The sequence below is a fragment of the Phormidium sp. FACHB-592 genome (assembly GCF_014695795.1).
Taxonomy (GTDB): domain Bacteria; phylum Cyanobacteriota; class Cyanobacteriia; order Leptolyngbyales; family Leptolyngbyaceae; genus Stenomitos.
In genome coordinates this window covers 48,248-73,937 of the sequence record NZ_JACJOZ010000074.1, presented here as the reverse complement: position 1 = coordinate 73,937, position 25,690 = coordinate 48,248, and the positions used below count along the sequence as shown (strand labels likewise).

Below are 25,690 nucleotides of genomic sequence, written 5' to 3'. Positions count from 1 at the left end.
AATACCTCCACAGAAAATTTTAGATTAGCTTGGCTTTAAACCCTGATGGCTAAACTCATATAGTTATTGGTTTCAATAATATTTACCTTAATGCCAGAATTGCCTGTTATACAGCCACTATTGTCTAAATGGGCATCGAGCATGGCAGTAAACCGGATGGCAATGTGACCATGATTATGGTTAGTCAACTTCTAGTGAATCATCGGCACAGCAAGATAAAAGAAAGAGGGGTTGTGGCGCGATCGAGCAGGATGGGAAGGGGCAATGATGGGTATTTAGAAGAACTAGCTTCACCATAGCTTGCTCTTGCTCTCAAGCGCTCTATGAGGTTAGAGGAGGGCGTAAAGGCGACATACTCCCTAGTTTTGCACAAACACAGAGACGAGTCTGATACCACACTTGAGTTGAGGTCGAAGCAGCGATCGGGTGTTGAGCTAACAGTATGCTTTGGCTTCCACACAGCTTTGAGGTGACTAACATTCTAGGCGCTGCTGAGTGGGGAGATGATTTGCCATGCACTCCAGGACGCAGCCACGCTAGATTTTGCAGTAGATGAGAATTGTGCAGTAGATGAGAAAATAGCCGTTGCCAGACAAATTTGAACCGTTGTAGCAAACATTGCTTGCAAAGCTAGAGCGATTTGAATCTTTGTTACTCCGATTCAAGTCTTCGTTACTCTGATTCAAGCCTCCGTTACTCCGATTCAAATCCTTGCAGCGACGGTTACTACTCGTATAAGAAAGAATTAAGCGTTTGCAAGAAACATATAAGTCGTTGCAGCAATTATTTAAACCGTTGTTACAACGGTTCAAGCATTCATAAGCCGGGCTTAAGCCATGCCTACAATGATTGAAACAGACTGATTGAAGCAACGGCTTTGGCAAGCGCTCACACCAATGCTTGCAATTTCCTTCACAAGTCTTTGCGGGGGTGTATGCCTCTGGTGTTTTTTGGCATTGGTATCAAAGGCAGCGATTGCAACCAAAGCACTGTCCTCCGTAAACATCCCTATTTTTCTACGACGATCACTTTTGCCTGCTCTGAATCCTGCTGGTTTTTGCTCAGGTGAGTCCGGCGATCGCGTGTCTACAGTGTGGTTGTACAGCTAATTACAGGGGGCATCATGGCACGTCGCAAACGAAATTCTGAAGTGTTAGAACGCGCCGATCGACGCATTGAAAGTTTGCGTTCCATCAGCGCAGAGCTTGATTTTGGCAGTGGGCTCACTCTGAAAGCCTATACCAGCACCATCGATAGGTTGCGGTCTAAACTTGCCGCATATAACACGGCTCTATCTTCAATCGATAAGCTTGCCGACGATGTAAGTAGTGCCGAGCAACTTGTCATGGCAATGTCCGAAAAAATGCTGCTGGGTGTTGGCAGTCGTTACGGTAAAACCAGTCAGGAATATGAAATGGCAGGTGGTTCTCGCCGGAAGGTGAACCGCCGTACTAGCAGTGCCAGCCCTTCCACGCCCTCAACCACAAGTTCTGTACCAACCGCTTCGACAAACGGTTCTACCAATGGCACCTCGCCTGCAACGGTCAGTTAAAAGCAGAACTGCGTTCAAAGCCTAACAGCCATCTTCAGGGTGCTCACACGCATTAATGAGCACCCAACTGCTAGAACCATTTTGCCCAGTGTTCTTTTTACTAGAGGGGAGTAAGCTTGCGTGCAATGTGAGTGCCTGAGATCAAGTGTTCGCCACGCTCCGTATTCTCTCACGCATATTTTCCTCACGCATATTTTCTGCTGACTCTGGTGTAACCGCTTGTCGTGGTGGATCTAGTCAAGGCATAGAATAAAGGCAGAATGGCTAAAGCACCCACTTGATACCATGCAATGCTTGGACTACTTCAGAGCAATCGATCGCTCGTTCAACCGCTTGAAATCAGCAATGGATAAATGGCTAGTGTTGGGAATAAATTGATATGGGAGGTAAAAGGATGCTCACGCTCAACACCCAACTTCCTGAAAACACGCTTGCTGAATTCTGCCAACGCTGGAAGGTGAGCGAGTTTGCCCTGTTTGGTTCCGTCCTCCGAGACGATTTTCGCCCCGACAGCGATATTGATGTGCTTGTCACCTTTGCCCCCGATGCAAAACGTGGGTTAATGACACTAGCAAAAATGAAGTACGAGCTAGAAGATTTACTAGGGCGTGAAGTAGATCTGGTTAGCAAATACGCTATTGAAACGAGCCATAACTGGATTCGGCGCAACGAAATTCTAGGGACGGCTCAGGTAATTTATGTCGCGAGATAACGCCTCATTACTAGACATTGCCAAAGCTGCCCAGCTTATTCTGGAATTTACTCAAGGATTAGAGAAGCCGGAACTGGCAGCAAATTTAGAAAAACAGTCCGCCATTCTCTATCAAATTGTCATTATTGGAGAAGCTGTCAAACGGCTATCCATCGATTTCCGCAATCAGCATCCAGTCGTTCCCTGGCGGGAAATTGCCGGAATGCGAGACATCCTGACTCACCAGTATGATCACGTCGAAGTCGATGAAATTTGGGGAGTAATTCAAGACGACATCCCTCAGCTACTGTCTATGATTGAGCCTTTGCTACCTGCCCAAGAACCCTGATCTCACCATTGAATCAAAAGCATTGCCCTTTGAACGCATAGAAACACTACCCGTGAAACTATAGCGATCGCAATGATGTTTCAAGAACGTCAGCAGCCTTCTGGAGACTGTTCACAGGCTCCAATGCTGACCCAACGGCTGGAACCGTCCGCCCAGTGTTCTTTCTTCCAAAAAAGAGTGTGGCAGACGGAATCATACAGAATAGCTGCAACACAACATGGCTTTTCTTTGGGCATTTGCCTCCCTTGATCCAGTTACTTCATTTGAGTGACCTAGTTTATGTGACTAGTGACTTGATTGGGAACGGCGTACTTTAAATGCAAAGACTTTCAATCGCTTCCGCAAGTGCTGCGCTAATTGAAAGTGATCAGTATGTAACACTTTTGCTGCGTGGGTTCTACCCGTTACTGCCCGTAGCAGTGTACTAACTTTGCAAGGAAGGTATCCCATGGATCAACCCTTTGAGAGTGATGTAATGGAGGATCTGGCGGCAGAGACACCCATTTCATCGGCTGACGAGTATGACGCGATGGAAGAAGAAGGTTTTGATGCCTTTGGTGATGACCATGCGTTTACCGATGGTATGGATGAATTTGCACCGGAGGGTGCTGCTGCCTTTGAGGAAGATGCTTTCGGAGACAATCTAGAGGGCGATCTGTGGGATGACCAGATGGCATCTGGTGACGAGTTTAACCCCCATCGCACAAATCAGCGAGAGTCTAACCGGACGCAACATGAGCAAGGACAACGCCGCCGAGGGATAGATCGCGGGGGGGAACGGGGTGACGATCGCCGCCAGGTGCCGCGCCGCAGACCCTCAGGACACCGTGGACCCTGGCCACCACGCAGAAACGCCTTCTCAGATGAATCGTTCTTCGACGAAATGAATGAATTTGAAGACGGCTTTGAGGAGAATTTTGAAGATGAGTTTGCATCAGGTGATGCCTTTGCTGAGGATGGCTCCATCAATGCCATGGATGCGATGGAAGCGGCGATCGCCGATGCCCTGGAAGCTGAAGACAGTGACGAGTTCTTACGTCGTGCTGTGCAGGGAGTGCGTCGGGCAGCACAGGTGGCGCGTCAGGTCGGTCGAGGTGTTGGTCAGGTGGCACGGGTGGTCGGTCCTGTTGCCAGCATGATTCCACTGCCGCAAGCCCAGGCAATTGGGGCGATCGCCAACATTGCTGGACGCTTGTTGGCAGATGGAGCCGATGAGTTTGAGGTACTGGACGAAATACTATCATTCGCCGAAGCCGAGAACGCGGTGGATGCTGCTGCTCCCATCATTGCCGGACTCACTGTTCGTACCATGATGCCCCGTGCCGCTCGATTGAATCGAACGGCACGACGGCAACTGGTTCACAGTGTGCGTCAGTCTACGCAAACTCTGGCTCGTCGTCAGGGGGCACGAGCCGTCAGAGCTGTTCCCCGCGTAGTACAAGCTGTTCAACGGACTGCTCAACGCCGCCGAATGCCTGCTCAACAGCTTCCTCAAGCCATTCGTCGTGCCGCTGCCAGCGTTGCTAGAAACCCTCGCTTGGTAAGTCGGTTAGCGCAGGCAACCCAACACGCTTCAACTGTAACCCGTCGGTATGTGACGGGAAGCAGTACAGGCATTCCACAACGCTTAGTGATTCGCGGTCCGGTCGAAATCACTATCAGAAGCCGTTAGGGAGAACAAAAGATGTATCAGGCGTTTGATAGTGATTTGATGGATAACTTGTTCTACTATGTGTCGCCACAAACTCACTCCCATACAAACAAATTTGATGCCTTCGAGGGCTTAAACGAATTCGATTGGCTTGCTGAGTGGAATGGATTTGAGGATGAGGATGTAGACTACGCTAGAGGTGGTACTGCGCCAACAGAACCTAATGATGGAGTGTCTAGAGACACAATTCAAGCAACAATAAATGCTCAGGTGGATAGGCAATTGCGACAATGGGGACTTACTGATATTCGGGCACATCAGCCTCAGGTAGTTCCCAATACAAGACCGAATCCAAAAAATCAAGGACCACTGACTACAACGTCTAATCAGCCAGATCATCAAGCAAACGATCTAAGAACTGGAGAACACGTAAATGTTGAAGTCGAGGTTCTAAATCCTCAGCGTCGTAGGGAAAGCCGCGCAGCGGCAATCAGGCAATTTGAACGGGTAGTACAGAATGATCCAACTGCACGTAGCGTACTTTTAATACATCAGCCTCAACTTGATGGGAACAACCGCCCAATTAGAGAGGGACGACTTGTTGAGAAGCGTGTCTACGATCCTACTACTAGAAGAACAACACAGAGTACGGAACCACTGCGAGAGGAGGATGTTCACACTCCAAGACATTCGCCATCGCAACAACAACGGGCAAAACGATCGCCCCAGAGTCTTCCGCAGCAACAGCGTCCAGCCGGAGGGCAGCGTCCACCGCAAGGTCTTCCGCAGCAACAACGTCCAACTGGAGGACAGCGCTCACCTCAGAGCCGTCCCCAACAAGGTCGTCCAGCTAGAGGACAACGATCGCCCCAGAGCCATCCTCAACAACGTCGTCCCACTAGAGGGCAGCGTAGCTTTGATGCTTTTGCAACATTCTTTTAAGTCAGCTTGAAACGGTGTGAATTAATTAAGGGCTAGAAGTCCTACTAATCCTGTCTTTCTACAATTATCGAGAGGGAAACTATGTATCAAGCCTTTGAAGCCGATGTTATGGATGATTTGTTCTACGAGGCAGAAGGTCCATCCCAAACGCGCCGTTCTGCCCAAGCCTATGATGCGTACGACGATTCATTCGATGCGTTTGATGAGGGCGATGGTTATGATGCTTATGATAGTTACGATGCTTATGATGCTTACGATGAGGGCGATGCGTTTGAAGAAGCGATGGCAGATGCCCTGGAAGCAGAAGATAGCGATGAGTTTTTCCGGCGCGTAGCGCGTGGCATTCGGGGTGTCACTAGAGTGGCTCGTCAGGTTGGACGCGGCATTGGCAGTGTTGCCCGTGTGGTTGCACCGATCGCCAGTGCCATTCCCTTACCACAGGCACAGGCAATTGCTCGTGTTGCCCGCGTTGCCGGACGTTTGTTAGCAGATGGTGCCGATGAATTTGAAGCGGTAGACGCGCTGGTAGATTTGGCAGAGGCAGAAGATTTGATGGATGCAGCGGCTCCCGCGATCGCTACGATGGCGGTTCATGGCACTATGCCTCAAGCGGCACGACTGCCCCAGGCAACCCGACAACAGCTCGTTCGGGCAACGACCCAAACGGCTCGCACGATCGCCCGCCAGCAAGGAACTCAAGCAGTACGAGCCTTACCTGCTGTGGTGCAAACTGCTCAACGAGTTGCTCGCCAGCAGGGCGTTCCTCCCACAGCCTTACCACGGGTCATTCAGCAAGTGGGGCAGCGTCTCAGCCGCAATCCTCAAATGATTCGTCGTCTGATTCGCTCCGCCAGCCCTGCGATTCGTCAACATATCTGTGCTGCCTGTGGCAGTCGTCGTACTCGCCCAGCAGCAGCCCGTCGTGGTGCCATGTAAGCGGTACCGTGCTGTTGGTCAACAGGAATCCTATGCGAGGAAGCTGTGATGGAAACGCGTTTGTTCCTACATACTAAAATTCTGGCACTGGCAGCACGGGCACGCCGACTGGTGCAGGTGGATTATGCCTCAGTGGGCATTCGTCCACAAGACATCCCTTACGCGCCGTCTCCCGCACACTTTCGAGCAGCTAATCGTCGACTGGCAAAAATTGACCAGGAAACACAGCGCCGTTTAGAGCAGGTAAAGCAAACCTGGAAGACAGCCCCACCTGATCGGGTCTTGCGAGATATTGCGCTAGTGGAGCGAGAAGTGGATCGATCGCGGCGTGCTTTCGGACTCTTCTTTGAGGTCTTTGGGCAACGAGGCACCACCTTTGCTCCAGCTCTTGCAGCTCACGATGTCATTGCGGTTGATTGCTATGCCCCAATTCGACAAGCGGCTCCGGCTCTTTTTCGCGGTCCCCTGCTGAAACCGGTTTGCTACATGGAGCATGGCTTTTCCCCCGCAACCATGCGGCGAGGTATCCAGTTGAATCGGTTATTGGGAGAGCAAAATCCGTTTCCCATCATTCGGATTCCGTGGGATCGCGATAATCCCTGGCAGGCAGTCTTTCTGCACGAGGTCGCGCATAATCTTCAGGCAGATTTGGGCATCTGGCAAGAAAATCGACGTGCTGTGCTGGAACGCACTCTGCGGTTTACTGGCGACCCAACGGTTACTCGCACGTATGCAACCTGGCATAAAGAAATCTTTGCTGATCTGGCAGCGATTTTGTTAGGTGGTCCGTCGGCTGCTTGGGGCATGGCGGTGTTTCTTGCCCATCCGGCTCCACGTACAATGACGTTTCGACCAGGGGGTGCCCATCCCACTGCCTATCTGCGGATTCTGATTCTGGCAGAGATGCTGCGGCAGATTGGGTTTGGGGCGGAGGGCGATCGCCTCCAGCGAGTTTGGCAAACACTGTATAACCCGAATCGCGCTCATCGCATTCCTGCCACTCTCTTGCAGACTGCCGACACTGTAATTCCGCAAATTGTGGATGAAATTGCCTTTCAAACTCGGCGCAACCTGGGACAAAAAGCACTGGTGAACATCATTCCCTTTAGCCGTGACGATGAGCGGGCAATTCAGGCGGGCGCCAGACAACTGGTGCAAGGGAGAGTGCCCACCGAGCTACCGCCACGCTTTCTGGTTGGTGCCTCTAGCTATGCGCTGGCAACTGGGCAAACCTCACCTCGTCAACTCTCTCAACGGGTGATTACCCATCTCACTCGGTTGAATACGCGCTCTGCTAGTACGTTAGCAGAGGCTCAGGCAGCGGTTCGCACAGCGATTTCGACTGTCGCATAAAGATTCACCTATCTTGCTCTGGAAGTGAGTTAAAACGATGGCAACCCCCTCTAGCAACCCTTTGAGCCACGCAATGTCACAAAATAATGGCGCAACGCCAATGGATAATTCTGCTCAACGCATGGCATTTGACAACCTGCTCCGTCGCGAGTTACGGGTGAATGATCCCAATGATGCAAAGCAAATTGAGACTGCATTGCTAGCGCGGTATAGGAGCACTTCACGGGCACTAGGTCTTGCCCGCGAAGCGGAAGGATTACCGTTTCTACAGGCAGCATCCGTACAGGCAACTGTAGTTCCAGTGACGACATCGAATGACTTGGATTTGGAGCAGGCGATCGCTGATATTGAGCGTGATCTAACTGAACTGACAACTAACACTGTCTTAAAAGACATCACCCCTGAATTGCAAGGGTGGGCAAGCGCCATTCGATCTGCTATCTCAGAAGGAGTCAGCGCTGCCCGGTTTGCTCTGGATGCGCGTCAGCGAGACAAGGCTCTAGGCGTTCGCCGCACATTGGGTGACTATGCTCGTGTGGCTCGGCTTGTTGGCACCCTCACCCCAGCTCGCAGTATCAACTATCGCAAACTGGCACAAAGTTTAGACGAGGTGAGTTCTGTTCTCCTGGTGATGCTGGGTGAGTCGCTGGCAAATGGCGGAGTCAGTGGTGGACGCTTTTTACTCCAGCTTCCATTTAGTGAGTTGCAAACTCGTCGAGATGCCGTGATCGCTGCACTTCGTAATTTAGTTGGTGGAACGCAAGAAGCCTACAGTCAAAACGATTGGCCAAGGGGCATTGATGCCTATCGTAGGCTTCTGAGTTTTCTGGATTCTCAAGGACAGGGCGACTTACGGGCACTGCTGGTCGAGAATGAAATGGCAAGATTGCTCGACACTCTGATTCATCGGGCAGAAAACGGGAGAGCGCAGGGGTTAAGAGCACTGAGCGCGACGGCACAACTAGATTTGGAGCGGTTTCGTCGTCTGATCATCATTGGCAGTCGGTTGAATCAGAATCTGCTTGATGACAATGGTATCAATAATAGCGGCAATGTCGTCTTTGATTCGCCACCACTAGCCTCATTTTTAGAGGCCATTGGACTGTTTACCGACGCCTTTGGTGCAGGCGAGACAGGGGCTTCAGGTGGCTATCGACTGTTGCGAATTGCCCGTCCGCCTGTGTTGTTTTATGGTCTATATGGTTCAGCCAGCGTAGATGATGCAGAACAGCGCCTAGTTCAACTGATTATTTACCGCAATATTCTTGCCGATCAGTTGGATAACCTGGCTCAATTTGGGTTGCCTGCTCACATTGCCAGAGTGCAAGTGTTGCTTGACAAGATTCTCTACAGTGTCGATCGCGGCATTGACCTGTATGCGGTCGGCACAGAAGATTTTGGCGATCCAGAGCGTCGAGCCGCCGCCAACCTTTATTTGATTCGCGCCTTCTTTGATAGATTTTTTGGTGGTGGGGCTGGCTTTACTGGAACTATCAGAACGCTTACAGGTGAAATCACCAGCAGCGAGTCCACCGGTAGTTTTATGAGACGGTTAAACAATGAATTTTCGCAAATTCTTGTGTCTATTAAAAAAACACTGAGAGCGATTCAGCGAGAATTTATACCGCTTGGATTAAGACAGAATGAGAATGGGGATCAGGATCAGGATGCTCCTAGCTTTGTGTTTAGCTTTTCCTCTGTTGATAATCTCACATCAAAGGTAAGAGATTTCCAAAAAATTGCTAGCCAGGAGTTATATATCCAAAAAGATATGGAGAGTCGCTGGAGAAATTTGGTGCGAACGATGGCACCCAGCACTATTCTCTACAGCACCGAGGGAAATACAGACATTTTTGATGAGCTAACCCTAATGATTAGTAGGGCGATCGAGCTAGTTCTAAATCAAGAAATTCCTACAGAGGATGCTGAAGAAAAATCGCCATCCAATCCATTCATGGAGAAAATTGTCTTGCCACCAACGCCAGAAACGAGCCTAGAGCGGATTGCTGATCGCTTTGCGCCTGATTCTGTGCGCCGCAATCGTGAGACCTAATTTGGTGCTTTAGAACAGGTGTTTAAGGCTAAGACTGCAAGATTGTAACCAAGGATTTTTGCCATGAGCTACCAAACCACAGAAACTATTCAGCGCTTATGGAATCAGTTTTTACGAGATCAACTGGCAGCAATGCCACCCCAGGAACGACAACAGTATGAACAACAGTTTGAAGACCGCTTTGGCGAACTCCTGAAGGATGCCGCTGATGGTACGGGTAGCCAGGATGGTTTTCTAGATCTGGTAGGGTTTGGTGGCAAAGGTGCTGTTCCCTTTGAGAATATTTCCTATCCTTACATTCAGCCTGATTTTGATGACTCGATCGTGCCCAGCCAACTCCATGCTGCCGCAGAGTTGTACTACATCTATCAGCACGAACGGATGAAAGTGTTCCAGGTGGTGCAGGTGTTACAGCGCCTTTTCCGCGAAGGCAGAATGCGGATTCAGCGCGGACCCGGTGCGCGGGCACTTTACCTGCTGGATAAATGGAAACCACTGCGGTATAACCAGCGCGATCGCATGATTGCCTACCGTCGCGCCTTCAACTATGGCAGAGTGCAGGCACCCGTTGGAGCGATCACAAATGTCAACTTCCATCGCCAGTTTGTGGGCTTTATGGTGGCAGTGTCGCAGTACTTCCGCGATTTGTTGATTGGTGAAGTCATTCGCGGTGGACCGTTAATTGAGCAGCGCCCGTTTGGCAGCATCGGTACAGTGCAGCGTATTGGGTTAGATTTGCGCTATGCCCTCGATCGCTCCACCTATGGCAATATCCTCGCGCTTACAGTGGAAACAGGGCATTACCTCAACGAAGTTCTCAAACTCTTAGACACCCCTGACATCAAGAAATCTTTTGATGCCAATACTAAATGGGATGTGATTGAAATGGTTTCTAATCGCTACCTGGGCGGCATTGGAGAACCATCTCAACGGGCAAAAATGGCAGAGAGTGGACGACGCATTCTACAATTTATTGCCGATAACGACTTCAAGACAGCACTTGACCCCATTCTCTTCCAATCTGAAATGCGACCAATGGGATCTCACGCTGAAGCCTGGGTTGCTGCCTATCGCATGACCCCAGAGGGACGCGGTTTCTCAGGTGTCACCCCAGCCTTAAGAAGCGTCCTCGGTGCACAATCGGCAGTCGTTTAATGTGTGGTTTGATTCATCCATTTGAGGATTGTAATCATGACAGCAGCGTTAGTATCCGATTTTTCCATTACCCTCAATCAACGTCGCTGGGCGTGTGTGCTTGATCCAACTCTTGCCTTATCTCATTATGGATTGCCTTTAGTGAAGCAACTAGGCGAGTTGATGGAACTCTGGATTGTGCGCGAACTTTGGCATATTCTGGACAATCCTCAGTTTTACCTTCATCAACCCAGCTTAATTTCGAGCGTGCAAATGCCCATCACCTTGCCGTCGTACGGCAACAGTTCCCAGCACGTTGTGCAAACGCTTAAAGAGTGGGAACGTCTTCGGACTAGCACCGATCGCAACTCCTGGAATATTCATTTCTTAGCCGATGTGATTGGGGAGTCTTGTGTTCCGACTGGCATCGATGCCGACATTATTTGGCGTTGGGAATCGCTGGCGCAAAGTTTAGACACTCGCTTAGATCAGCAAGTTTCTAAACTAGATATTCTGACCCTTGCCTTCCGTGATCTAGCAGCGCTGGCAGCCGCGAGACCCGCTTGTATTCTGACTCATCGTGTCAATGAAGAGGCTCCCGCGCTTTGCAAAACACTCCAACAATGGGGTATTGCCTGTCAACCAATTGAACCAACCAATGCGATCGCCGATATCGAGCGAGAACAATTTCGTAACTTGCTTGTTCATGCGGGGCTCTCCAAATTTCTCTGGGCAGGATTGAATTTGGCAGTTTTGCATTTGGTTGTTCCTGCCGCTGCCACACTCAGCACAACCTTTGCCCAGGATTGGTCAGATGAGTATTCCTTTTCAGAAATTGATGAATCGACAGTCGATCAAGGACTGTCAACCAATCTCTGGCAGGGTGCGCAAGGCTTCTGGTATTCCATCACTTGAATTATGAAGGATCAACCCGCTAATTACCGCAATACGCTTCAAATCAACCAACCTGACCTGGTGATGGTGGCAGTGATGGGTCAGGTTGCTCATCCAGTGGCTACCGGAAATCCTTACCGGATTGGGCATGATGGCGTGCCGCGGGTGTTGCCTGCCACAGGTGGCATCGTTCTAAATCAGCGAGTGGGCGATCGTTGTGTGGGTTTGATGGGTGATCACATTGAACCTGGTGCGGCGTTGCACAATAATAATCGGGAAGTTATTGGGGCACGCAATGGACCCAATCTGGCATTAGTAACCTACGCCTGTGTTGGTAACATCGCCAGGGTAATTAGTGGTCCCTGTAACGGTAAACGCGGGTTAGTTACTGGCAAACATGGGGGTGTTGATCATGTATTAGTAGACTTTCCAGCCGCTGTATTGCAGCGCTTACAAATTGGCGATCGCGTTCAAATTAATAGTTATGGTTTAGGACTGCAAATTTCAAATTATCCAGAGATTAACGTTACAAATTGTTCCCCCTCACTGTTGCAACGATGGGGTATACGCGAAAATAATCGTAGGTTGCAAGTACCCGTTACGCATCGTATTCCCGCCAAAATTATGGGTTCCGGATTGGGAAAGAATTCTGTTTGGCGAGGAGATTATGATATCCAATTATTCGACCCCCATGTCCGGGCTCGCTACCACTTAGAAACATTACGTTTTGGCGATTTTGTTGCCATTTATGATGGTGATACACGCTTTGGTCCTTCCTATCGGCAGAACCGAATCACCATTGGCATTGTTGTACATGGAGATAGTACTGTAAGTGGTCATGGTCCTGGTGTAACGGTTCTCTTAACAGGTCCTGCAAATCGCTTACAGCCAATGGTTCACTCACGCGCAAATCTTGCTGCCCTCTTCGATTTGCGCGCTCTGCCGACCGCTAGAGCGTACCAACCTATTACGGCAAATTCTAATCTCAATCTAACGTTGAACGTTGAACCTGCTCGATCTCAAACTAAGTTCTCCTATCTCAGGTATTAATTGTTCCCTGTCGTAGTTTTAACTTCCTTTTGCCCCTATGGAGGTTTATGAGAGAGAACGCTCCAATCCGTTCATCTTGCCCGTTAGCAGCTGATATATCTACATCACCTACTATTCTGAGCAAGTTCCAAATCGACAATTATCAGTTTTTAGTTATTAGTTTAGAAACTAATTCAAGTGCTCAATCTTCCTTAGATCAATCAACTCATTCATCCAAAATCTATATTGAGGTTGATCGATTTAAGGTGCAAGGACAACTTTACGCGATCGTAAGGGTTGAGTCATCCTCTGATTCTGCTGGAGCTGCTTTAGCCAACTTATTGACAGAGCGAGAGATCCAAATTGCTACATTGGTTGCTTCAGGGCAACCAAATAAGCAAATTGCGAAGCAGCTTCGCATTAGCGAATGGACAGTCTCAACCCATCTACGTCGTATATTTATGAAGCTTGGTGTAGACAGCCGCGCAGCGATGGTTTATCGCTGCGCGGCTCTCATTCAACAATTGAAGGGGCAACTAGAGACGATGCAGCAACTATAGCAATGTCCGAACAATCATCGGCAAGCTAACAGGGTTCATCTGACTGCTCACAAGCACCAATGCTCACCCAACTGCTGGAACCGTCTGCCCAGTGCTCTTTCTTCCAGATCGGTGCGTTGTGCTTCAACGTGTTGATCGCGTACTGGCACGCCTCAAACGCCTCCGCACGATGGGGGCAGCCGACTGCTACCAGCACGCTAATTTCACCAATTGCCAGCCGTCCTGTGCGGTGATGAATGACAACACGAGTTGCCTCTGACCAGCGCTTGTGGATGTCGTTTGCAATTTGGCGAAAGATTTGCAGTGCCATCGGTTCATACGCCTGATATTCCAGCGCTACCACAGGTTTCCCATCTGTTTGATGGCGCACCGTACCGCTCATCACCACGATCGCTCCATTGGCATCATCCTCTGCCAGTGCATACACATCCGACAGTAGCAACGGTGCAAAGGTAATGACCAGGCTATCATTGCTGGCTGTAGGAATGGAAACGGGAGACGGTCTGGTTTGCATAGGGGCAGTATGAATCACGGCTATATGCTCTTGCCTCAGCGACATTCCAGTATTGCAAGAGAAGGGCGTTGGTAGCCTCAAGTGTAGCGCCTGGATGCGATCGTTTGAAGTGCGATCGTGTGAGTTGGTCGTTCTAAGTCTCAGCAAAAGGCTGTTGCCGCTATCAGCAAGCTTTTGAGACCAAACGTCAGCTTTTGCACTTCTCTTAGAGCAATTCAGAAAGTACTAGCTACAGATTTTCCTGATTGATCTCGCTTAATCTTTCTTATGACGGGAAAGCCGTAGGCAGGGGATCTTGCTTTGTACTGTGTAAAAAGGGCATTGGTATTGACCCATCCAACTGCTGTCATCAAAGGCTAGAGAGGTTAAGGTAGTACCGACTGAATTAAGACGTTTGCTTATCTCATTACTGTTTTTCTGTTAACAAACGCTTGAGACGCAAGGGCTAACGATCGTTGTTGAGTATGGCAAGAAAAAATTGATCAGGTGACAGCAATGCTAAACCCAACACTCTGTGCGCAAAGATCACTGACAAATAGTTGGACAAGCCTTTCCTGGCAACTTTTTGGTTGGCTGACAACACCTGCACTAGTGATTCCGCCTTTAGTGCTCATTATTGTCTTGCCGTGGCTGTTTCGCCGTTTGCGCTGGCGACGACGCATTAGTGGGCTAGGCGCTGCGCTGTTAGCGGCTTATTTATTGGCGCTATCACCAATAATGCTCAAAATTGGCAGTCGGGCGCTAATTACATTCTTGCCGTCTGATGCTGGTCAACCTGCGGATGCGATCGTGATCCTAGGACGCGGTAAAGCAATGAGACCCCAACGGGTTGATGTTTCAGCGCGGCTTTGGGAGACCCGTCGCGCACCGCTGCTCTTTGCGAGTGGTTGGGGCGATGCCCAGGAAATTGCCACAATGCTAGAGAAGAAAGGGATTCCTGCGGATGCGATCGATGGTGAACCGTGCTCTCGCACCACTGAAGAAAACGCTCGCTTCACCGCTGCCATTTTGCAACCGAGAAATGTGCATCATATTTTATTGGTGACTGATCCACCTCATATGCTGCGATCGCTCCTGACGTTTCGCAGCCTCGGCTTTGATGTGACGCCGTACACCAATCCACTGCCTCAGGGTTTGAATGCTAGAACGAAAGCCTTTCTGGTCTTTCGAGAATATTTAGGCATCGTTGGCTATAGTTTGCAGGGGCGCTTTCTACCCCGCGAGCCATCTGCCGCTGATCTTAACCCAACTGCGATCGTCCCCCTGAAGGAGACTCCACCGGATCAGCTTGTGGCTCCGGCAGTGGCAGGTTAAACAGCTATTGCTCGCTTACCCAAACAACAGTCTGTCCATTGTATAGACGCGATCGCGCCCCCAGTCATTTCGAGACCCGTTGCGTCCTTCTATCACAACAGGTACTCAATCAGCGTGCTCCGCAGCAGCACTGAGCAAAGCCTCTATTTACCTCACAAAAAACTTATAGAGCAGCCAGTGAGGTTCATCAGGACTACAAACTATGCAAGTACAGGCAGCCTAAAATGAGCGCAGTGTTGTAACAAGCCCGTTACTAACACACTGTTTTGCTACCAATCCAGGAGTTAGATGTGATTCAGATCTTTGCTATCAGTAGCCAGATACTAAATTCTGATGCTTGCCCCCGGTTACGTAGCAAATGGGTCATGCTTACCCAGCTAATCTCCAAGCGCTTGACGCAGCCGCTCTCTCTACCGACTCGTCTTGCAGTGTTGGGGCTGCTCCTTCTGGCTGTGTTGTGGTGCATCTGGCTCTTACGACAACCCTCCAAACGAGCACAGCTCCGCCGCTGGAGCCAACAGTTCCGCTGGAATCGACGGCGTACCCAGATTGTTGTAGCGCTGACGTTAGCTTGCCTCATCCTTACCTCACCACCCGGACTTGCCTTGGCAACACAGGCATTGACTAGCCAAATTCCGGCTGATTCAGGTGCAAAAGCAGACGCAATCGTGATTTTGGGCCGAGGTCATCGTTTCATGCGCGATCGCATAGATGCAACGATGTCGCTCTGGCAGGCACAACGGGCACCGCACGTTTTTGTCAGCGGGCGTGGCGATGCAGGGTTGCTGATACGCCAACTGCTAGAGAACGGTGTTCCCAAGGAGGCAATTAGCGGTGAGAACTGTTCGCTCACGACTGAAGAAAATGCCCAGTTCACAGCCGATTTACTCTTGCCTCAAAACGCTAAGCGCATCATTTTAGTCACAGACTCGCCTCATATGCTGCGATCGCAACTTACTTTTGAGAGTTTGGGGTTTGAGGTTATTGCATACCCTAGTTCTGTGCCGTCTAATCTAGGCTACCGAGAGCGTTTAAACATTATTGCCAGGGAATATGGTGGCATTCTTAGTTACGTTCTCAAAGGTCGGTTTGGTGAGCGTGAAGTGGCTGTAAGCAGGCATGAACCGTTAGCTGCAAAGGGATAGGTTACTTGCGCGATCGCGTTTTCGCCTTCGCTTTCGGCTCAACGGTCGCTTTTGGTTCAGGGTCAGCTTCGGGTTTCGCAGCCGGTTTCGGTTCAGCGACAGGTTTCGGTTCAACCGTAGCACCATTAGAGTGAGGCGATCGCGCCTGCCGTAAGTTTGCTGCTTGCGTCAGCAGCGAATCGGCAAACGCATAGGCAACGGCGTCCTGGTTTTGGTCTGTTTCAGAGGTGGATTGCCCGCCCGCAAGCTGTGCCAATTCTTCTCGTCGCTGTTGGTTGTCGAGCGGCGTTACGCGCACAACAGTGCGAACGGAGTCAAGCGGGTTAGGAAGGGCAAGCGTTTTAAGTTTTGAGTTCTTTGTATCCCCTGCTTCCCCTTGCTCCTTGCTCCCAGCTCCTCGCTCCTCTCCCTTCTCCGACTCAATCACCTGCTTACTCACGCGCCAATGATGGTCTGCCATCGCAGCGACGATCGGCTGGTGGGTGACGCAGAGTACCTGATGCTGCTGACTCAGTTGGTGGAGTTTTTCGGCGATCGCCTGGGTGACGCGTCCCGAAACGCCCACATCGATTTCGTCAAAGACTAAGGTGCCAACGGGATCAATTTGAGAAAAGCTGGCTTGGAGGGCGAGTAAGAAGCGACTCATTTCACCACCAGACGCAATTTCGGTCAGCGGTTGCAGAGGCTCACCCGGATTGGGGCTAAAAAGGAAAGTGACGCGATCAGCTCCCAAAGCAGAAGGAGACGCAGGCGAGATCTCTACCTGAAATTTCACTTTCTCCATTGCCAGCGGTTTGAGTTCACTGACTAACCGCTCTTCTAATTCTTTAGCAGTGGCTTGTCGTTGTTGCGTTAAAGCAGCACAGGCTTCAGTTAAAACACTCTGCCGTTCTTCATATACTCGCTCTAGATCTTCGAGGGATTGACCGCCGCCCGTAAGCTCGTCCATATCAGCCTGGAGCCGCTGATATAGGGCGATCGCATCACCTAAAGTGGGTCCATACTTACGACACACTTGCTTTAGCTCGACAATGCGCCCTTGGACATCCTGAAGGCGTTGTGGGTCTGCCTCGAGCGTTTCGCCGTAGGCATTGATTTCCCGTCCGGCTTGTTCTACCTGTGCGAGAGCGTTACTAACCATTTCCAGGATGGGCTGTATCTGGGTGTCATATTCTGCCATCTCCCTCAGAGTGTTTTCGGCTTTGCCCAGCAGGTCGGCACAGGCTTCGGTGCCGTCATCGTTTTGGTAAAGTGCTTGATAGACCTGATAGCTCTGGTGTTGTAGCTCTACGCTGTGGCTGAGACGCTTGCGTTCTTGCTCTAATTGATCTAGTTCGTCTGGTTCTACAAGATTGGCAGCGGTGAGTTCTTTCAGTTGATACTCAAAGAGATCAAGCTGTTGGAGGCGCTCTTGCTCTGATTTACGGCGTTTCTCTAACGTCTGGAGCGCTTGTTGATAGGCAGCGAAAGCAGTGGCAACGATCGATCTCTGCTTCAGCAGGGGTTCCCCCCCATAGCTATCGAGCCATTCACGCTGAAGGGGCGGTTGACCAATCTGGACGGTTTGCCCTTGAGCCGTGAGTTCGACGAGTCGATCGCGCAGTTGCTCCATTTGCTGCTTGTTGACCAGTACACCGTTGATGCGCGATCGGCTCCGCTGGCTGCTCTGGCTGGCGACAATTTCTCGACTACAGACCAGATGGGCAGTCTCAGAGGGCTGAATCTCTTGCTGCTCTAGCCAGGAGGCGAGATCAGGATCGAGTCTAAAGACTGCCTCTACAAGAGCGCGATCAGCTCCAGTACGAACGGCACGGCTGGTAACTTTGCCTCCTAGTACTGCATCGATCGCGTCGAGGATAATCGACTTGCCTGCACCAGTTTCACCTGTCAACACGGTTAGACCCGCATCTAAGCCGATCTCTAGGTGGTCTACCAGAGCGAAATTTTCGATTCGCAGGGAAAGCAGCATGGGCAGGGGTGGGGAGGGATGAAGGAGCGGGAGAATAAAGCGGTGAGTGGGTAAAGGCTGTTGTACGTACTGTCAGTACTTTAAGGTGTTGCTAAAGTGTAAGGTTTTTAAGAATCCTCTTGCTGCTCCGGCACTCTCTACCCTACATCCCATTACCAATTCCCTACTCCCCTTCTAGATACTAGCGGTCTCTGATGCGACGACGATAGTTTTGTAAGCGTGTCAGGTGCAACTGGTGCAGGCGCAATGGCTGTGCTACCAATGCTAAAGCAATCACTTTGTACTACAGCGTATGACATATTGGTGTGCTCTCTGGCGGCGAGCGTTCAGCCTACTCTAATTATCACCGTTTATACGACTGCCGCACCCCGCTGAAACGCTGGCAACCGCTTTTTAGGCTGTTAGCTGTTTGCAGGCAACGATCGTTAATGGTTGTAGCAGGTAAATAGCCCCTAGTCTTTCACCCTGCGTCTGTCTCGTTGGGCTACTCCTGGCAATTGGGTGGGATGCTTGGTTAAAGTCGTACTAGTACCAGAAAAAGACTTGTCAATGAAGCTTCGTCCTGAGACGGAATCTGATTACGCTGCAATCGCCACAGTTGTGACACAAGCCTTTGGTCAGGCAAACGAAGCCCAACTAATTGATCGCATTCGGTCTAGCGATCGCTATTGCCCGTCCTTAGCCCTTGTTGCAGAGCAGGAGGGTGCGATCGTCGGTCACATTTTATTTAGCTATGTCGATTTAGTAGGCGAAGAGAGCCGATCAATCCTGTCGCTAGCCCCTGTTGCCGTACAGCCAGCTGTTCAAAAACAGGGCATTGGTAGTGCGCTGGTGCAAGCAGGTTTAACGGTTGCAGACTCGTTAGGAGAAGCCTTAATTGTTGTTTTAGGGCACCCCCAGTTTTACCCACGCTTTGGGTTTAAGCCGTCAGTAGAGTACGCGATCGAGTCTCCTTTTCCAGTGCCAGACGCTGCTTTTATGGTCAAACCATTACAGCACTTCCATGTGGCATATCGAGGCAGGGTGGTTTATCCGTCTGCTTTCAATGACGTGTAGTGCGGAAAGCTCACCTTGCATTTGTCCCTCTGGACGGAGCAAAGTAGAGGAATGTTGTGCTTGACTTAGTAAAACGGTTCTTGTGCATACAGCGTGACACGTTCGGAGACAACAGATCTAACGAGACAGTCTGACGATACAGACGAACTGTTGTTACAATGCTTTACATAACTGCTCTCATCCGGCTGCAAATTCATGAATGTTAAGACTGCACCGCCTATGCCCGCTTCGTTAGACTCAGAGCATATGCCTTTCGGCTCGGCAGGGCGGCTTCATGAGGTAAGAGAGTTAGAGGGTGTGACTCCAACCTTAGTAGTGGATGACGCAACCACTGCTGAGTTGGAAGAGCGCTTACTGTTAGCAGATCTTGTCCCACCCGATGAGACTGATGGTGCGCTGCGTTACAATGCAGACGCGATCGCGGCACATTACCAGCAGCAGCCTCTCCAGGTCTGGGGACGAGTGCTCAAGATTTTCTTTCCTTTCATTACGTTTGGGCTGATCTGGTGGTGGAACACTCGCGTTGGCTTCAGCGAACGCAAGCATCAGCAGCAAGCGGTACGCCTACGCCAAATGTTGACGCGCTTGGGACCGGCTTTCATTAAAGTCGGGCAGGCGCTGTCAACTCGTCCGGACTTGGTGCCACCTGCATATTTAGAAGAATTGACCCGCCTGCAAGACCAGTTACCACCTTTCGATAATGCGATCGCTTATCGCTTTATCGAAGAAGAGCTAGGTGATGCGCCTAACCTGATTTATGCGGAACTGACCGAAAGTCCGATCGCGGCAGCTTCACTAGGGCAGGTCTATCGCGGTAGGCTCAAAACGGGTGAAGAAGTCGCTGTTAAGGTGCAGCGTCCTGGGCTGGCGCAGAGTATCGCGTTGGATACCTACATTCTGCGCGGGCTAGCAGCGCTGGCAATGCGATTCTTCAAGCAGATTCGTAGTGATCTGGTTGCCATTATGGATGAGTTCGCCGCCCGCATCTTTGAGGAGATGGATTACAACCAGGAAGGACGGAATGCCGAGCGTTTCGCCCAGCTCTATGGGCACATGAAAGATGTGTACGTACCCAAAATTTACTGGGAGTATACGGGACGGCGTGTGTTGACGATGGAATGGATTACGGGTATTAAACTTACCCAACCAGAAGCAATTCGGGCACAGGGAACCGATGCCAGCTACCTGATTGAGGTGGGCGTGCAATGCTCCCTCCGTCAGCTTCTAGAATATGGGTTCTTCCATGCTGATCCCCATCCCGGTAATCTGTTGGCAACGCCTGACGGCAAGCTGGCATATCTAGACTTTGGGATGATGAGTGAGGTAAAACCAGCTCAGCGTTACGGCTTGATTGAGGCGATCGTTCACCTAGTTAACCGTGACTTTGAAGGGCTAGCGAGAGACTACGTAAATTTAGAGTTTCTTACCCCTGATACCGATCTGACTCCGATCATTCCTGCTTTTGCGACCGTCTTTAATGACGCATTAGGAACGAGCGTGGCAGAGATTAACATTAAAAGCATTACGGATCAACTGTCATCCTTGATGTACGAGTTTCCCTTTCGGGTGCCTGCTTACTACGCGCTGATTATTCGATCGCTCGTTACCCTTGAAGGGATCGCTATTAACGTTGATCCGGAGTTCAAGGTTCTAAGCAAAGCCTATCCTTATGTTGCCAAACGTCTGTTGACTGATCCGGCTCCACAATTGCGGGCATCGCTTAAGGATCTGCTCTTTAAAGACGGCAGTTTTCGCTGGAACCGTCTGGAAAACCTGTTACGAAATGCGCGTGGCAGCACCGACTACGATTTGAGCCAAGTTGTGGATCAAACGCTGGACTACCTTTTCTCTGATCGTGGGGATCTGATTCGTCGTCAAATTGTGGAAGAAGCGGTTAAAGGACTTGATCTGTTTGGCAATGCAACGCTCAACAATATCCGCTATGGCTTTGCAGAACGACTAGGTCTTACCGTCAACCGTGCCACTGTTACGACCGATCAGCCCACGCTGGAACACCTCAAGCGTATTTGGGGCATTTTAAAGGAGACACAAGGCTTTGATCCAGCTCAACTGCTACCAGCAATACCCAAACTGCTGTTCAAGCCAGAAGCTCATCAGATGGGGCAGCAAATTGCAGGCGGGTTAGCGCAACGGGCGATCGCCCGTTTCATCCGCGAATTTCTTCTCACGAGTGATGCTGATCCTGCCAACCCTCCTTCTAAACAATTGCGCTTGCCAGCCGCCCATCTGTAGGTGGGTTAGTCATGTAAGTTGACGTATTAGCTTCTTTGAAATGCCTGCGTGAGGTACCTGATTCTTAACCCTTAGTGCAAGCATGAACTGGAACGGTCTACACGAAAAACCCTTCTCCTTGAGAGAAGGGTAAAGGTAAGAGAATCAGTCCCGTCTTACGTAAGCTAAGTTGGAGGTTCTTCAAGTTCCATCTGTGTTTCGCGCTTAGTAGGGGCAACTTCTAGATTTAGCGGTTCCAACAGTTCAGCTTCTGCCACTTTTTTGGAAACGATCGGCAAGCGTAGCGGCAGTGGCTGCTCGATCCAGCAGCTTGCTAGTGGCAGCGTTTGTTCTAGGTCAGACAATGGTCGTGGGATCACCATGACCGCATGCAGTTCGCCGATCCGTTCTGCCTCATGCATTCCGGCTTCTACCGCCACTGCCACATCTGCCACTGCGCCGCGAATAATCACAGTACACAAACCATCGCCGATCGTTTCATGTGCCGAAAGCTGCACATCGGCAGACTTAAGCATGACATCAGCCGCACCTACCATAGCTGGAAAACCGCGCGTTTCAAGTAGCCCGATCGCTTGATTGCTCAACCGACTATCCCCTGAACCTTGTGCGGCATCAGCCAACAATTTACCAATAGGCAGCACAGCCTCTAGATTAGCTAATGGACGAGCAATGACCAGGCTAGACACCTCTTGACCAAATTGCTCCGCTGCCTCTACCCCTGCTGCTACAGCAAGGCGAACGTTAGAAATACCGCCACGAACGATCGCGGTGCAATGTCCACTGCCAATTTTTTCATAGCCTACCAAAGCGACCTCAGCCGACTTTAGCATCATGTCAGCCGTACCGACGATCGCTGGAAAGCTTTGCGTAGACACTAAACCTAAGGCAGTATCGCTAAAATCGTTCGGATCGTATTGACCTCCCCCCATCATGAACCTCGGTACTGCTTTTTAATTGTAACTTTGGCTCTTGGATTGCGAGTCAGCAGAAGGTCAGAGGTCGGAAACAGTTTAAAGGACGTACATGAAGTAAAAGTACCTGTTGATCGGTTTTCGACTACGTTTAACCCTCAGCACTAATCCAAGAGGATTGATAAGAGTTGCCCTGCGTTAGCGTTTAGTTGCTCTTTCAGAAAAGGTACAGCTTTTAGCTTTCGGGTCTAAAACGATTCGCTTCGCCTTGACGATTATGTACTGTCATTGCTGCGTTAGGACATTATGGTTTGAGGCTTCAAGTGGGTCTTGTCTCCTGACCTCTAACCGTCACTCTTTGCATCCTCACTGCTGTTAAGAAACATTTGTCTATGCGGCAGTAAGGTTGACAGTAGGCGGTTTAAATTTGCCTGACCGTATACAGGGGTGCTAAAGCTAAGCTGAATTTCTGCCGCTGGCTGATTAGCAGTCGGATCAACCGTACCATTAGGGGAGTCTTGAGCTTTAGTCAGCGAAGCCGACGGTACGCTAGGAGTCTCTATAACTGTGGTTTCAGCCGGCTGACGATCGGTCGATTGCGTCTCAGGCGAGCGCTCATTAGGCACACCCAAAAGTGATAGCGGCGGCACAATCTCCCCACGGGCGATCGAATGATTCCACAGCGTTGAGGCTGCACCAATGCAAGCGCTAGAGCCAATCTTGCCCGTACCAATAATCAGTACCCCAGCACCAATAGTGACTTCTGCCTCCACTTCAAGCGTCCCTTGATGAGCATGAATCACTGTACCGAGACCCAAACAAACACCCGCACCAATGATGACGCGGGCTTCTGGATCTGCCTGGAGTAAAACCCCTGACGCAATCACGGCAGTTGGATGAATCGTGACATCGCCACTAACACAAAAGTGAGAACTATTCACAGGTTGTAGCGACGGCACATGCATGAAACGGAAAACCTTACTTGAAAGTTAGAAAACGACAAGTTGCTAACTGCTAGCTGTTGGACTAAACGCTGCTTGAACCAACCTTTGTAACCAACAGCTAACAACGCTGCGTGTCTGACTATTTCAATTAGTCAGGCGATCCTTGGTTCGAAGCGATCATTTAGTGGGTCGCTTAATCGTCGTTTCGATCACTCGGCGCTTTGCCTCACGATCCGTACCAACCAAGCGCACATAGGCTCGACCCTGTTCCGAAACAGCAGCTTCTAAGGCTGCCAGCACCTCTGCCTCACGTTTTGCTTGAATGACACCGCCAGTCTGCCACGAACTCGTTTTAAACCGACGCTCATCTGCATACTCGGTGCTAATTTGATAGCCCTGCGCAATTGCCTGACGTACTTGACCGATGATTTCCTGACTGAAGCTTGTTGCAGACGAAGTGTAGCTGGAACCGTTATCAGCAGTAGCTCTGGAACTAGTAGCCCCAAAACTCGTGCTGCTTTCAGCCTTGCCACCAGAACCATTAGCAGAAGCCCCACCCGGTCGCTGAATAATCAACTCTGCAACGCGCCGTTTGGCTTGGGAATCAACGCCAATCAGACGTACATATTCACCGCTATGTTCAGCCATGCAGCGCTCTAGTGCTGCAATCACATCGCCTTCACGCTTGTTATTAATCGCACCGCAGCTCTGCCAGGAACTGGTTTGAAAACGACGTTTGTCGGCGTGTTCGACCCCAACTTGGTGCCCTTGCGCGAGCAACTGCCGCACCTGCGCGATCACCTCTTGACCCAGGTTGCTGGACGCATGACCATAACTGCTACCACCGGAATCATAGGTTGCAGCACTGCTACTAGACCCTTGTGACGTTGAAGCCGCAAAGGGAGTACCCGGTCGCTGAATAATGATCTCGCCAACGCGCCGCTTTGCTTGAGGGTCAATACCGACTAGGCGTACATACTCGCCGCCATGTTCGGCAGTAAGGCTTTGGAGTGCTGCAATAACATCAGCTTCGCGCCTAGCGTTAATGGCACCGCAGCTTTGCCACGAACTGGTTTGAAAGCGGCGTTTATCTGCATATTCTGAGCCAACTTGATAACCCTGAGCAAGCCACTGGCTAACTTGGGCGATCGCGCCCTGGTTCACGTTATTACCGTGCACAGGACTGGAAGGAGCTGTACCAGCCGCTGTAAGATCCGTACCCCTATGGGTTGCAGGCGCTGACCGCGTTTGATCGCCAGTGCGCGTATTGGGTCGCTGAATGATCGTTTCTAAGACTCGCCGCTTCGCGTTAGGGTCAATGCCAATCAAGCGAACGTATTCATTACTATGTTCATCTAAACAGGCATCTAACGCGGTCAGCACTTCTGACTCACGCGTTGCCTGAATCGGCTCACAGCTTGTCCATGATGCCGACTGAAAGCGTCGTACATCTGCGTGCTCCGTACCAATCCGCAAATTCTGAGCGAGCAATTGCCGCACTTGCTGCACCACTTCTGAACTCAGGCGCGTATTCGCTGAGTTCGCCGATCCACTTGATTCATAAGCCCGCGTCATTTGATCCCTCACAGAGGCTATACAGCTAACATTATCAGCGCAGTGATACCCTGATCGCAGCGCATCATTAATACCTAATACATGTGTTGCAAACTTAATATCACCTGCTTGTACATCAGGCAGGCGATCGGCTTGCTGTTGATTTGTAATTATCGACCCAGAGGCAACATATTTGCCGGGTGGAATCTCAACATCTTGAATGAGAGCATGCATCATTACAATACTGCCTTGACCGACCCGCGCATTAAAAACAGTGGAACGGAAGCCAATAAAGCAGTCGTTGCCAACATACGCAGGGCCGTGGATCAACGCCAGATGGGTAATAGAGGCATTGTCTCCAATCCAGACAGAATAATCATGATTGTCATCACCAACGACGCGCCCGCGCTCCAAGCCATGCACCACCACACCATCTTGGACATTCGTGCCATTGCCAATGTGAAAAGGGCTACCCTCATCAGCACGGATTGACGTTCCGGGTGCAATCATTACTTTGGCACCAATACGAACGTCCCCAATAATGTTTGAGAACGAATGTACATAGGCAGATTCGTCAATTTTTGGGGTGGTCAGGCTTTTTGACCAGGGGGTTGGGGGAGCCGCAGAGCTACGAGCTACCATAAACGAATGCTCCTGAGAAAAACTTAAAGAAGACCCTGCTGAAACGATGGGATATGCAGCAGAGTGAACTGAACGAAGCCAAACTAGAAACGCTGAACTCAACACCACAATCTCTTGCACCTGTGCAAACCAACTCTAGTCTCTAGGGTGAGTCGTTCTCTCCCCAGAGACTAGAGTCTGGTCAGCCAAAACCTTTTTCAGGCGGGCTTTGGTCTATTGCTAGCCAGCTTTAAGGGTTTTGGTC

At 50.4% G+C, this 25,690-nt stretch carries 22 protein-coding genes; 16 read left to right on the top strand and 6 right to left on the bottom strand.

The window, feature by feature from the left end:
* Positions 1-35 precede the first annotated feature (35 nt).
* Positions 36-188, bottom strand: a complete 153-nt coding sequence (locus H6F86_RS19215; protein WP_242033599.1) for a hypothetical protein — start codon at positions 186-188, stop codon at positions 36-38.
* A 935-nt stretch (positions 189-1,123) separates the two neighbouring features.
* Between H6F86_RS19215 and H6F86_RS19210 the strand changes: the two genes are divergently transcribed.
* The 12 genes from H6F86_RS19210 (at position 1,124) to H6F86_RS33205 (ending at position 13,144) form a co-directional block, all read left to right on the top strand.
* Positions 1,124-1,552 carry a hypothetical protein gene (locus H6F86_RS19210; RefSeq protein WP_190450313.1) on the top strand — a complete coding sequence of 143 codons (429 nt, stop codon included), beginning with the start codon at positions 1,124-1,126 and terminating at the stop codon, positions 1,550-1,552.
* 394 nt (positions 1,553-1,946) lie between these two features.
* Positions 1,947-2,264 carry a nucleotidyltransferase family protein gene (locus tag H6F86_RS19205; RefSeq protein WP_190450312.1) on the top strand — a complete coding sequence of 106 codons (318 nt, stop codon included), beginning with the start codon at positions 1,947-1,949 and terminating at the stop codon, positions 2,262-2,264.
* Positions 2,251-2,592: a DUF86 domain-containing protein gene (locus tag H6F86_RS19200; protein ID WP_190450311.1), complete on the top strand. Its 342-nt coding sequence runs from the start codon at positions 2,251-2,253 to the stop codon at positions 2,590-2,592. The genes H6F86_RS19205 and H6F86_RS19200 overlap by 14 nt, the downstream gene beginning before the upstream one ends.
* A gap of 448 nt (positions 2,593-3,040) precedes the next feature.
* Entirely contained in the window at positions 3,041-4,264 is a 1,224-nt protein-coding gene (locus H6F86_RS19195) for a hypothetical protein (RefSeq protein WP_190450310.1), read from the top strand.
* 12 nt (positions 4,265-4,276) lie between these two features.
* Entirely contained in the window at positions 4,277-5,185 is a 909-nt protein-coding gene (locus tag H6F86_RS19190; RefSeq protein WP_190450309.1) for a hypothetical protein, read from the top strand.
* An 81-nt stretch (positions 5,186-5,266) separates the two neighbouring features.
* A complete protein-coding gene (locus H6F86_RS19185; protein ID WP_190450308.1) occupies positions 5,267-6,121 on the top strand; it encodes a hypothetical protein in 855 nt (284 codons plus the stop codon).
* Between the two features lie 48 nt (positions 6,122-6,169).
* Positions 6,170-7,474 (top strand): hypothetical protein, encoded by a 1,305-nt coding sequence (locus H6F86_RS19180; protein WP_190450307.1) that lies wholly within the window; start codon positions 6,170-6,172, stop codon positions 7,472-7,474.
* Between the two features lie 37 nt (positions 7,475-7,511).
* Positions 7,512-9,527, top strand: a complete 2,016-nt coding sequence (locus H6F86_RS19175; RefSeq protein ID WP_190450306.1) for a hypothetical protein — start codon at positions 7,512-7,514, stop codon at positions 9,525-9,527.
* A gap of 63 nt (positions 9,528-9,590) precedes the next feature.
* Positions 9,591-10,682: a hypothetical protein gene (locus H6F86_RS19170; RefSeq protein WP_190450305.1), complete on the top strand. Its 1,092-nt coding sequence runs from the start codon at positions 9,591-9,593 to the stop codon at positions 10,680-10,682.
* A 36-nt stretch (positions 10,683-10,718) separates the two neighbouring features.
* Positions 10,719-11,576 (top strand): hypothetical protein, encoded by an 858-nt coding sequence (locus H6F86_RS19165; RefSeq protein WP_190450304.1) that lies wholly within the window; start codon positions 10,719-10,721, stop codon positions 11,574-11,576.
* 3 nt (positions 11,577-11,579) lie between these two features.
* Positions 11,580-12,605 (top strand): DUF4438 domain-containing protein, encoded by a 1,026-nt coding sequence (locus H6F86_RS19160; protein ID WP_199305384.1) that lies wholly within the window; start codon positions 11,580-11,582, stop codon positions 12,603-12,605.
* Positions 12,606-12,850: 245 nt separating this feature from the next.
* Positions 12,851-13,144 (top strand): LuxR C-terminal-related transcriptional regulator, encoded by a 294-nt coding sequence (locus H6F86_RS33205; RefSeq protein WP_199321968.1) that lies wholly within the window; start codon positions 12,851-12,853, stop codon positions 13,142-13,144.
* Between the two features lie 25 nt (positions 13,145-13,169).
* On the opposite strand, the gene H6F86_RS19150 is transcribed toward H6F86_RS33205, so the two are convergent.
* A complete protein-coding gene (locus H6F86_RS19150) occupies positions 13,170-13,658 on the bottom strand; it encodes a molybdenum cofactor biosynthesis protein MoaE (protein ID WP_190451017.1) in 489 nt (162 codons plus the stop codon).
* A gap of 495 nt (positions 13,659-14,153) precedes the next feature.
* Here H6F86_RS19150 and H6F86_RS19145 point away from each other — a divergent pair, with 495 nt between their 5' ends.
* Positions 14,154-14,972: a YdcF family protein gene (locus H6F86_RS19145; protein WP_190450302.1), complete on the top strand. Its 819-nt coding sequence runs from the start codon at positions 14,154-14,156 to the stop codon at positions 14,970-14,972.
* 365 nt (positions 14,973-15,337) lie between these two features.
* The gene (locus tag H6F86_RS19140; protein ID WP_190450301.1) at positions 15,338-16,117 is read left to right on the top strand and encodes a YdcF family protein; all 780 of its coding nucleotides are present in this window, start codon (positions 15,338-15,340) and stop codon (positions 16,115-16,117) included.
* Between the two features lies 1 nt (position 16,118).
* Here the strand turns inward: H6F86_RS19140 and recN are convergent, their stop codons facing one another.
* Positions 16,119-18,086 (bottom strand): DNA repair protein RecN, encoded by a 1,968-nt coding sequence (gene recN / locus H6F86_RS19135; protein ID WP_190450300.1) that lies wholly within the window; start codon positions 18,084-18,086, stop codon positions 16,119-16,121.
* Positions 18,087-18,635: 549 nt separating this feature from the next.
* On the opposite strand from recN, the gene H6F86_RS19130 reads away from it, so the two are divergent.
* Together H6F86_RS19130 and H6F86_RS19125 are read left to right on the top strand one after the other, a co-directional pair.
* Complete coding sequence (locus H6F86_RS19130) at positions 18,636-19,142, top strand: N-acetyltransferase (RefSeq protein WP_190450299.1); 507 nt, start codon at positions 18,636-18,638, stop codon at positions 19,140-19,142.
* Positions 19,143-19,337: 195 nt separating this feature from the next.
* Positions 19,338-21,395, top strand: coding sequence for an AarF/ABC1/UbiB kinase family protein (locus tag H6F86_RS19125; protein ID WP_190450298.1), 2,058 nt, complete (start codon positions 19,338-19,340; stop codon positions 21,393-21,395).
* Positions 21,396-21,559: 164 nt separating this feature from the next.
* Here the strand turns inward: H6F86_RS19125 and H6F86_RS19120 are convergent, their stop codons facing one another.
* The 3 genes from H6F86_RS19120 to H6F86_RS19110 all read right to left on the bottom strand — a co-directional run bounded on the left by H6F86_RS19120 (position 21,560) and on the right by H6F86_RS19110 (position 25,446).
* Complete coding sequence (locus H6F86_RS19120) at positions 21,560-22,327, bottom strand: BMC domain-containing protein (RefSeq protein WP_190450297.1); 768 nt, start codon at positions 22,325-22,327, stop codon at positions 21,560-21,562.
* A 323-nt stretch (positions 22,328-22,650) separates the two neighbouring features.
* Positions 22,651-23,271 (bottom strand): transferase, encoded by a 621-nt coding sequence (locus H6F86_RS19115; RefSeq protein WP_190450296.1) that lies wholly within the window; start codon positions 23,269-23,271, stop codon positions 22,651-22,653.
* A gap of 156 nt (positions 23,272-23,427) precedes the next feature.
* Entirely contained in the window at positions 23,428-25,446 is a 2,019-nt protein-coding gene (locus tag H6F86_RS19110; protein WP_190450295.1) for a ribulose bisphosphate carboxylase small subunit, read from the bottom strand.
* Positions 25,447-25,690: the final 244 nt, after the last annotated feature.

Coding starts and splice junctions, on each gene's coding strand:
- H6F86_RS19180 (WP_190450307.1), top strand. CDS start 6,170: ATGGAAACGCGTTTGTTCCTACATACTAAAATTCTGGCACTGGCAGCA.
- H6F86_RS19175 (WP_190450306.1), top strand. CDS start 7,512: ATGGCAACCCCCTCTAGCAACCCTTTGAGCCACGCAATGTCACAAAAT.
- H6F86_RS19145 (WP_190450302.1), top strand. CDS start 14,154: ATGCTAAACCCAACACTCTGTGCGCAAAGATCACTGACAAATAGTTGG.
- H6F86_RS19160 (WP_199305384.1), top strand. CDS start 11,580: ATGAAGGATCAACCCGCTAATTACCGCAATACGCTTCAAATCAACCAA.
- H6F86_RS19125 (WP_190450298.1), top strand. CDS start 19,338: ATGAATGTTAAGACTGCACCGCCTATGCCCGCTTCGTTAGACTCAGAG.
- H6F86_RS19150 (WP_190451017.1), bottom strand. CDS start 13,658: ATGCAAACCAGACCGTCTCCCGTTTCCATTCCTACAGCCAGCAATGAT.
- H6F86_RS19170 (WP_190450305.1), top strand. CDS start 9,591: ATGAGCTACCAAACCACAGAAACTATTCAGCGCTTATGGAATCAGTTT.
- H6F86_RS19200 (WP_190450311.1), top strand. CDS start 2,251: ATGTCGCGAGATAACGCCTCATTACTAGACATTGCCAAAGCTGCCCAG.
- H6F86_RS19115 (WP_190450296.1), bottom strand. CDS start 23,271: ATGCATGTGCCGTCGCTACAACCTGTGAATAGTTCTCACTTTTGTGTT.
- H6F86_RS19140 (WP_190450301.1), top strand. CDS start 15,338: ATGCTTACCCAGCTAATCTCCAAGCGCTTGACGCAGCCGCTCTCTCTA.
- H6F86_RS19130 (WP_190450299.1), top strand. CDS start 18,636: ATGAAGCTTCGTCCTGAGACGGAATCTGATTACGCTGCAATCGCCACA.
- H6F86_RS19110 (WP_190450295.1), bottom strand. CDS start 25,446: ATGGTAGCTCGTAGCTCTGCGGCTCCCCCAACCCCCTGGTCAAAAAGC.
- H6F86_RS19165 (WP_190450304.1), top strand. CDS start 10,719: ATGACAGCAGCGTTAGTATCCGATTTTTCCATTACCCTCAATCAACGT.
- recN (WP_190450300.1), bottom strand. CDS start 18,086: ATGCTGCTTTCCCTGCGAATCGAAAATTTCGCTCTGGTAGACCACCTA.
- H6F86_RS19205 (WP_190450312.1), top strand. CDS start 1,947: ATGCTCACGCTCAACACCCAACTTCCTGAAAACACGCTTGCTGAATTC.
- H6F86_RS19190 (WP_190450309.1), top strand. CDS start 4,277: ATGTATCAGGCGTTTGATAGTGATTTGATGGATAACTTGTTCTACTAT.
- H6F86_RS19185 (WP_190450308.1), top strand. CDS start 5,267: ATGTATCAAGCCTTTGAAGCCGATGTTATGGATGATTTGTTCTACGAG.
- H6F86_RS19120 (WP_190450297.1), bottom strand. CDS start 22,327: ATGATGGGGGGAGGTCAATACGATCCGAACGATTTTAGCGATACTGCC.
- H6F86_RS19210 (WP_190450313.1), top strand. CDS start 1,124: ATGGCACGTCGCAAACGAAATTCTGAAGTGTTAGAACGCGCCGATCGA.
- H6F86_RS19195 (WP_190450310.1), top strand. CDS start 3,041: ATGGATCAACCCTTTGAGAGTGATGTAATGGAGGATCTGGCGGCAGAG.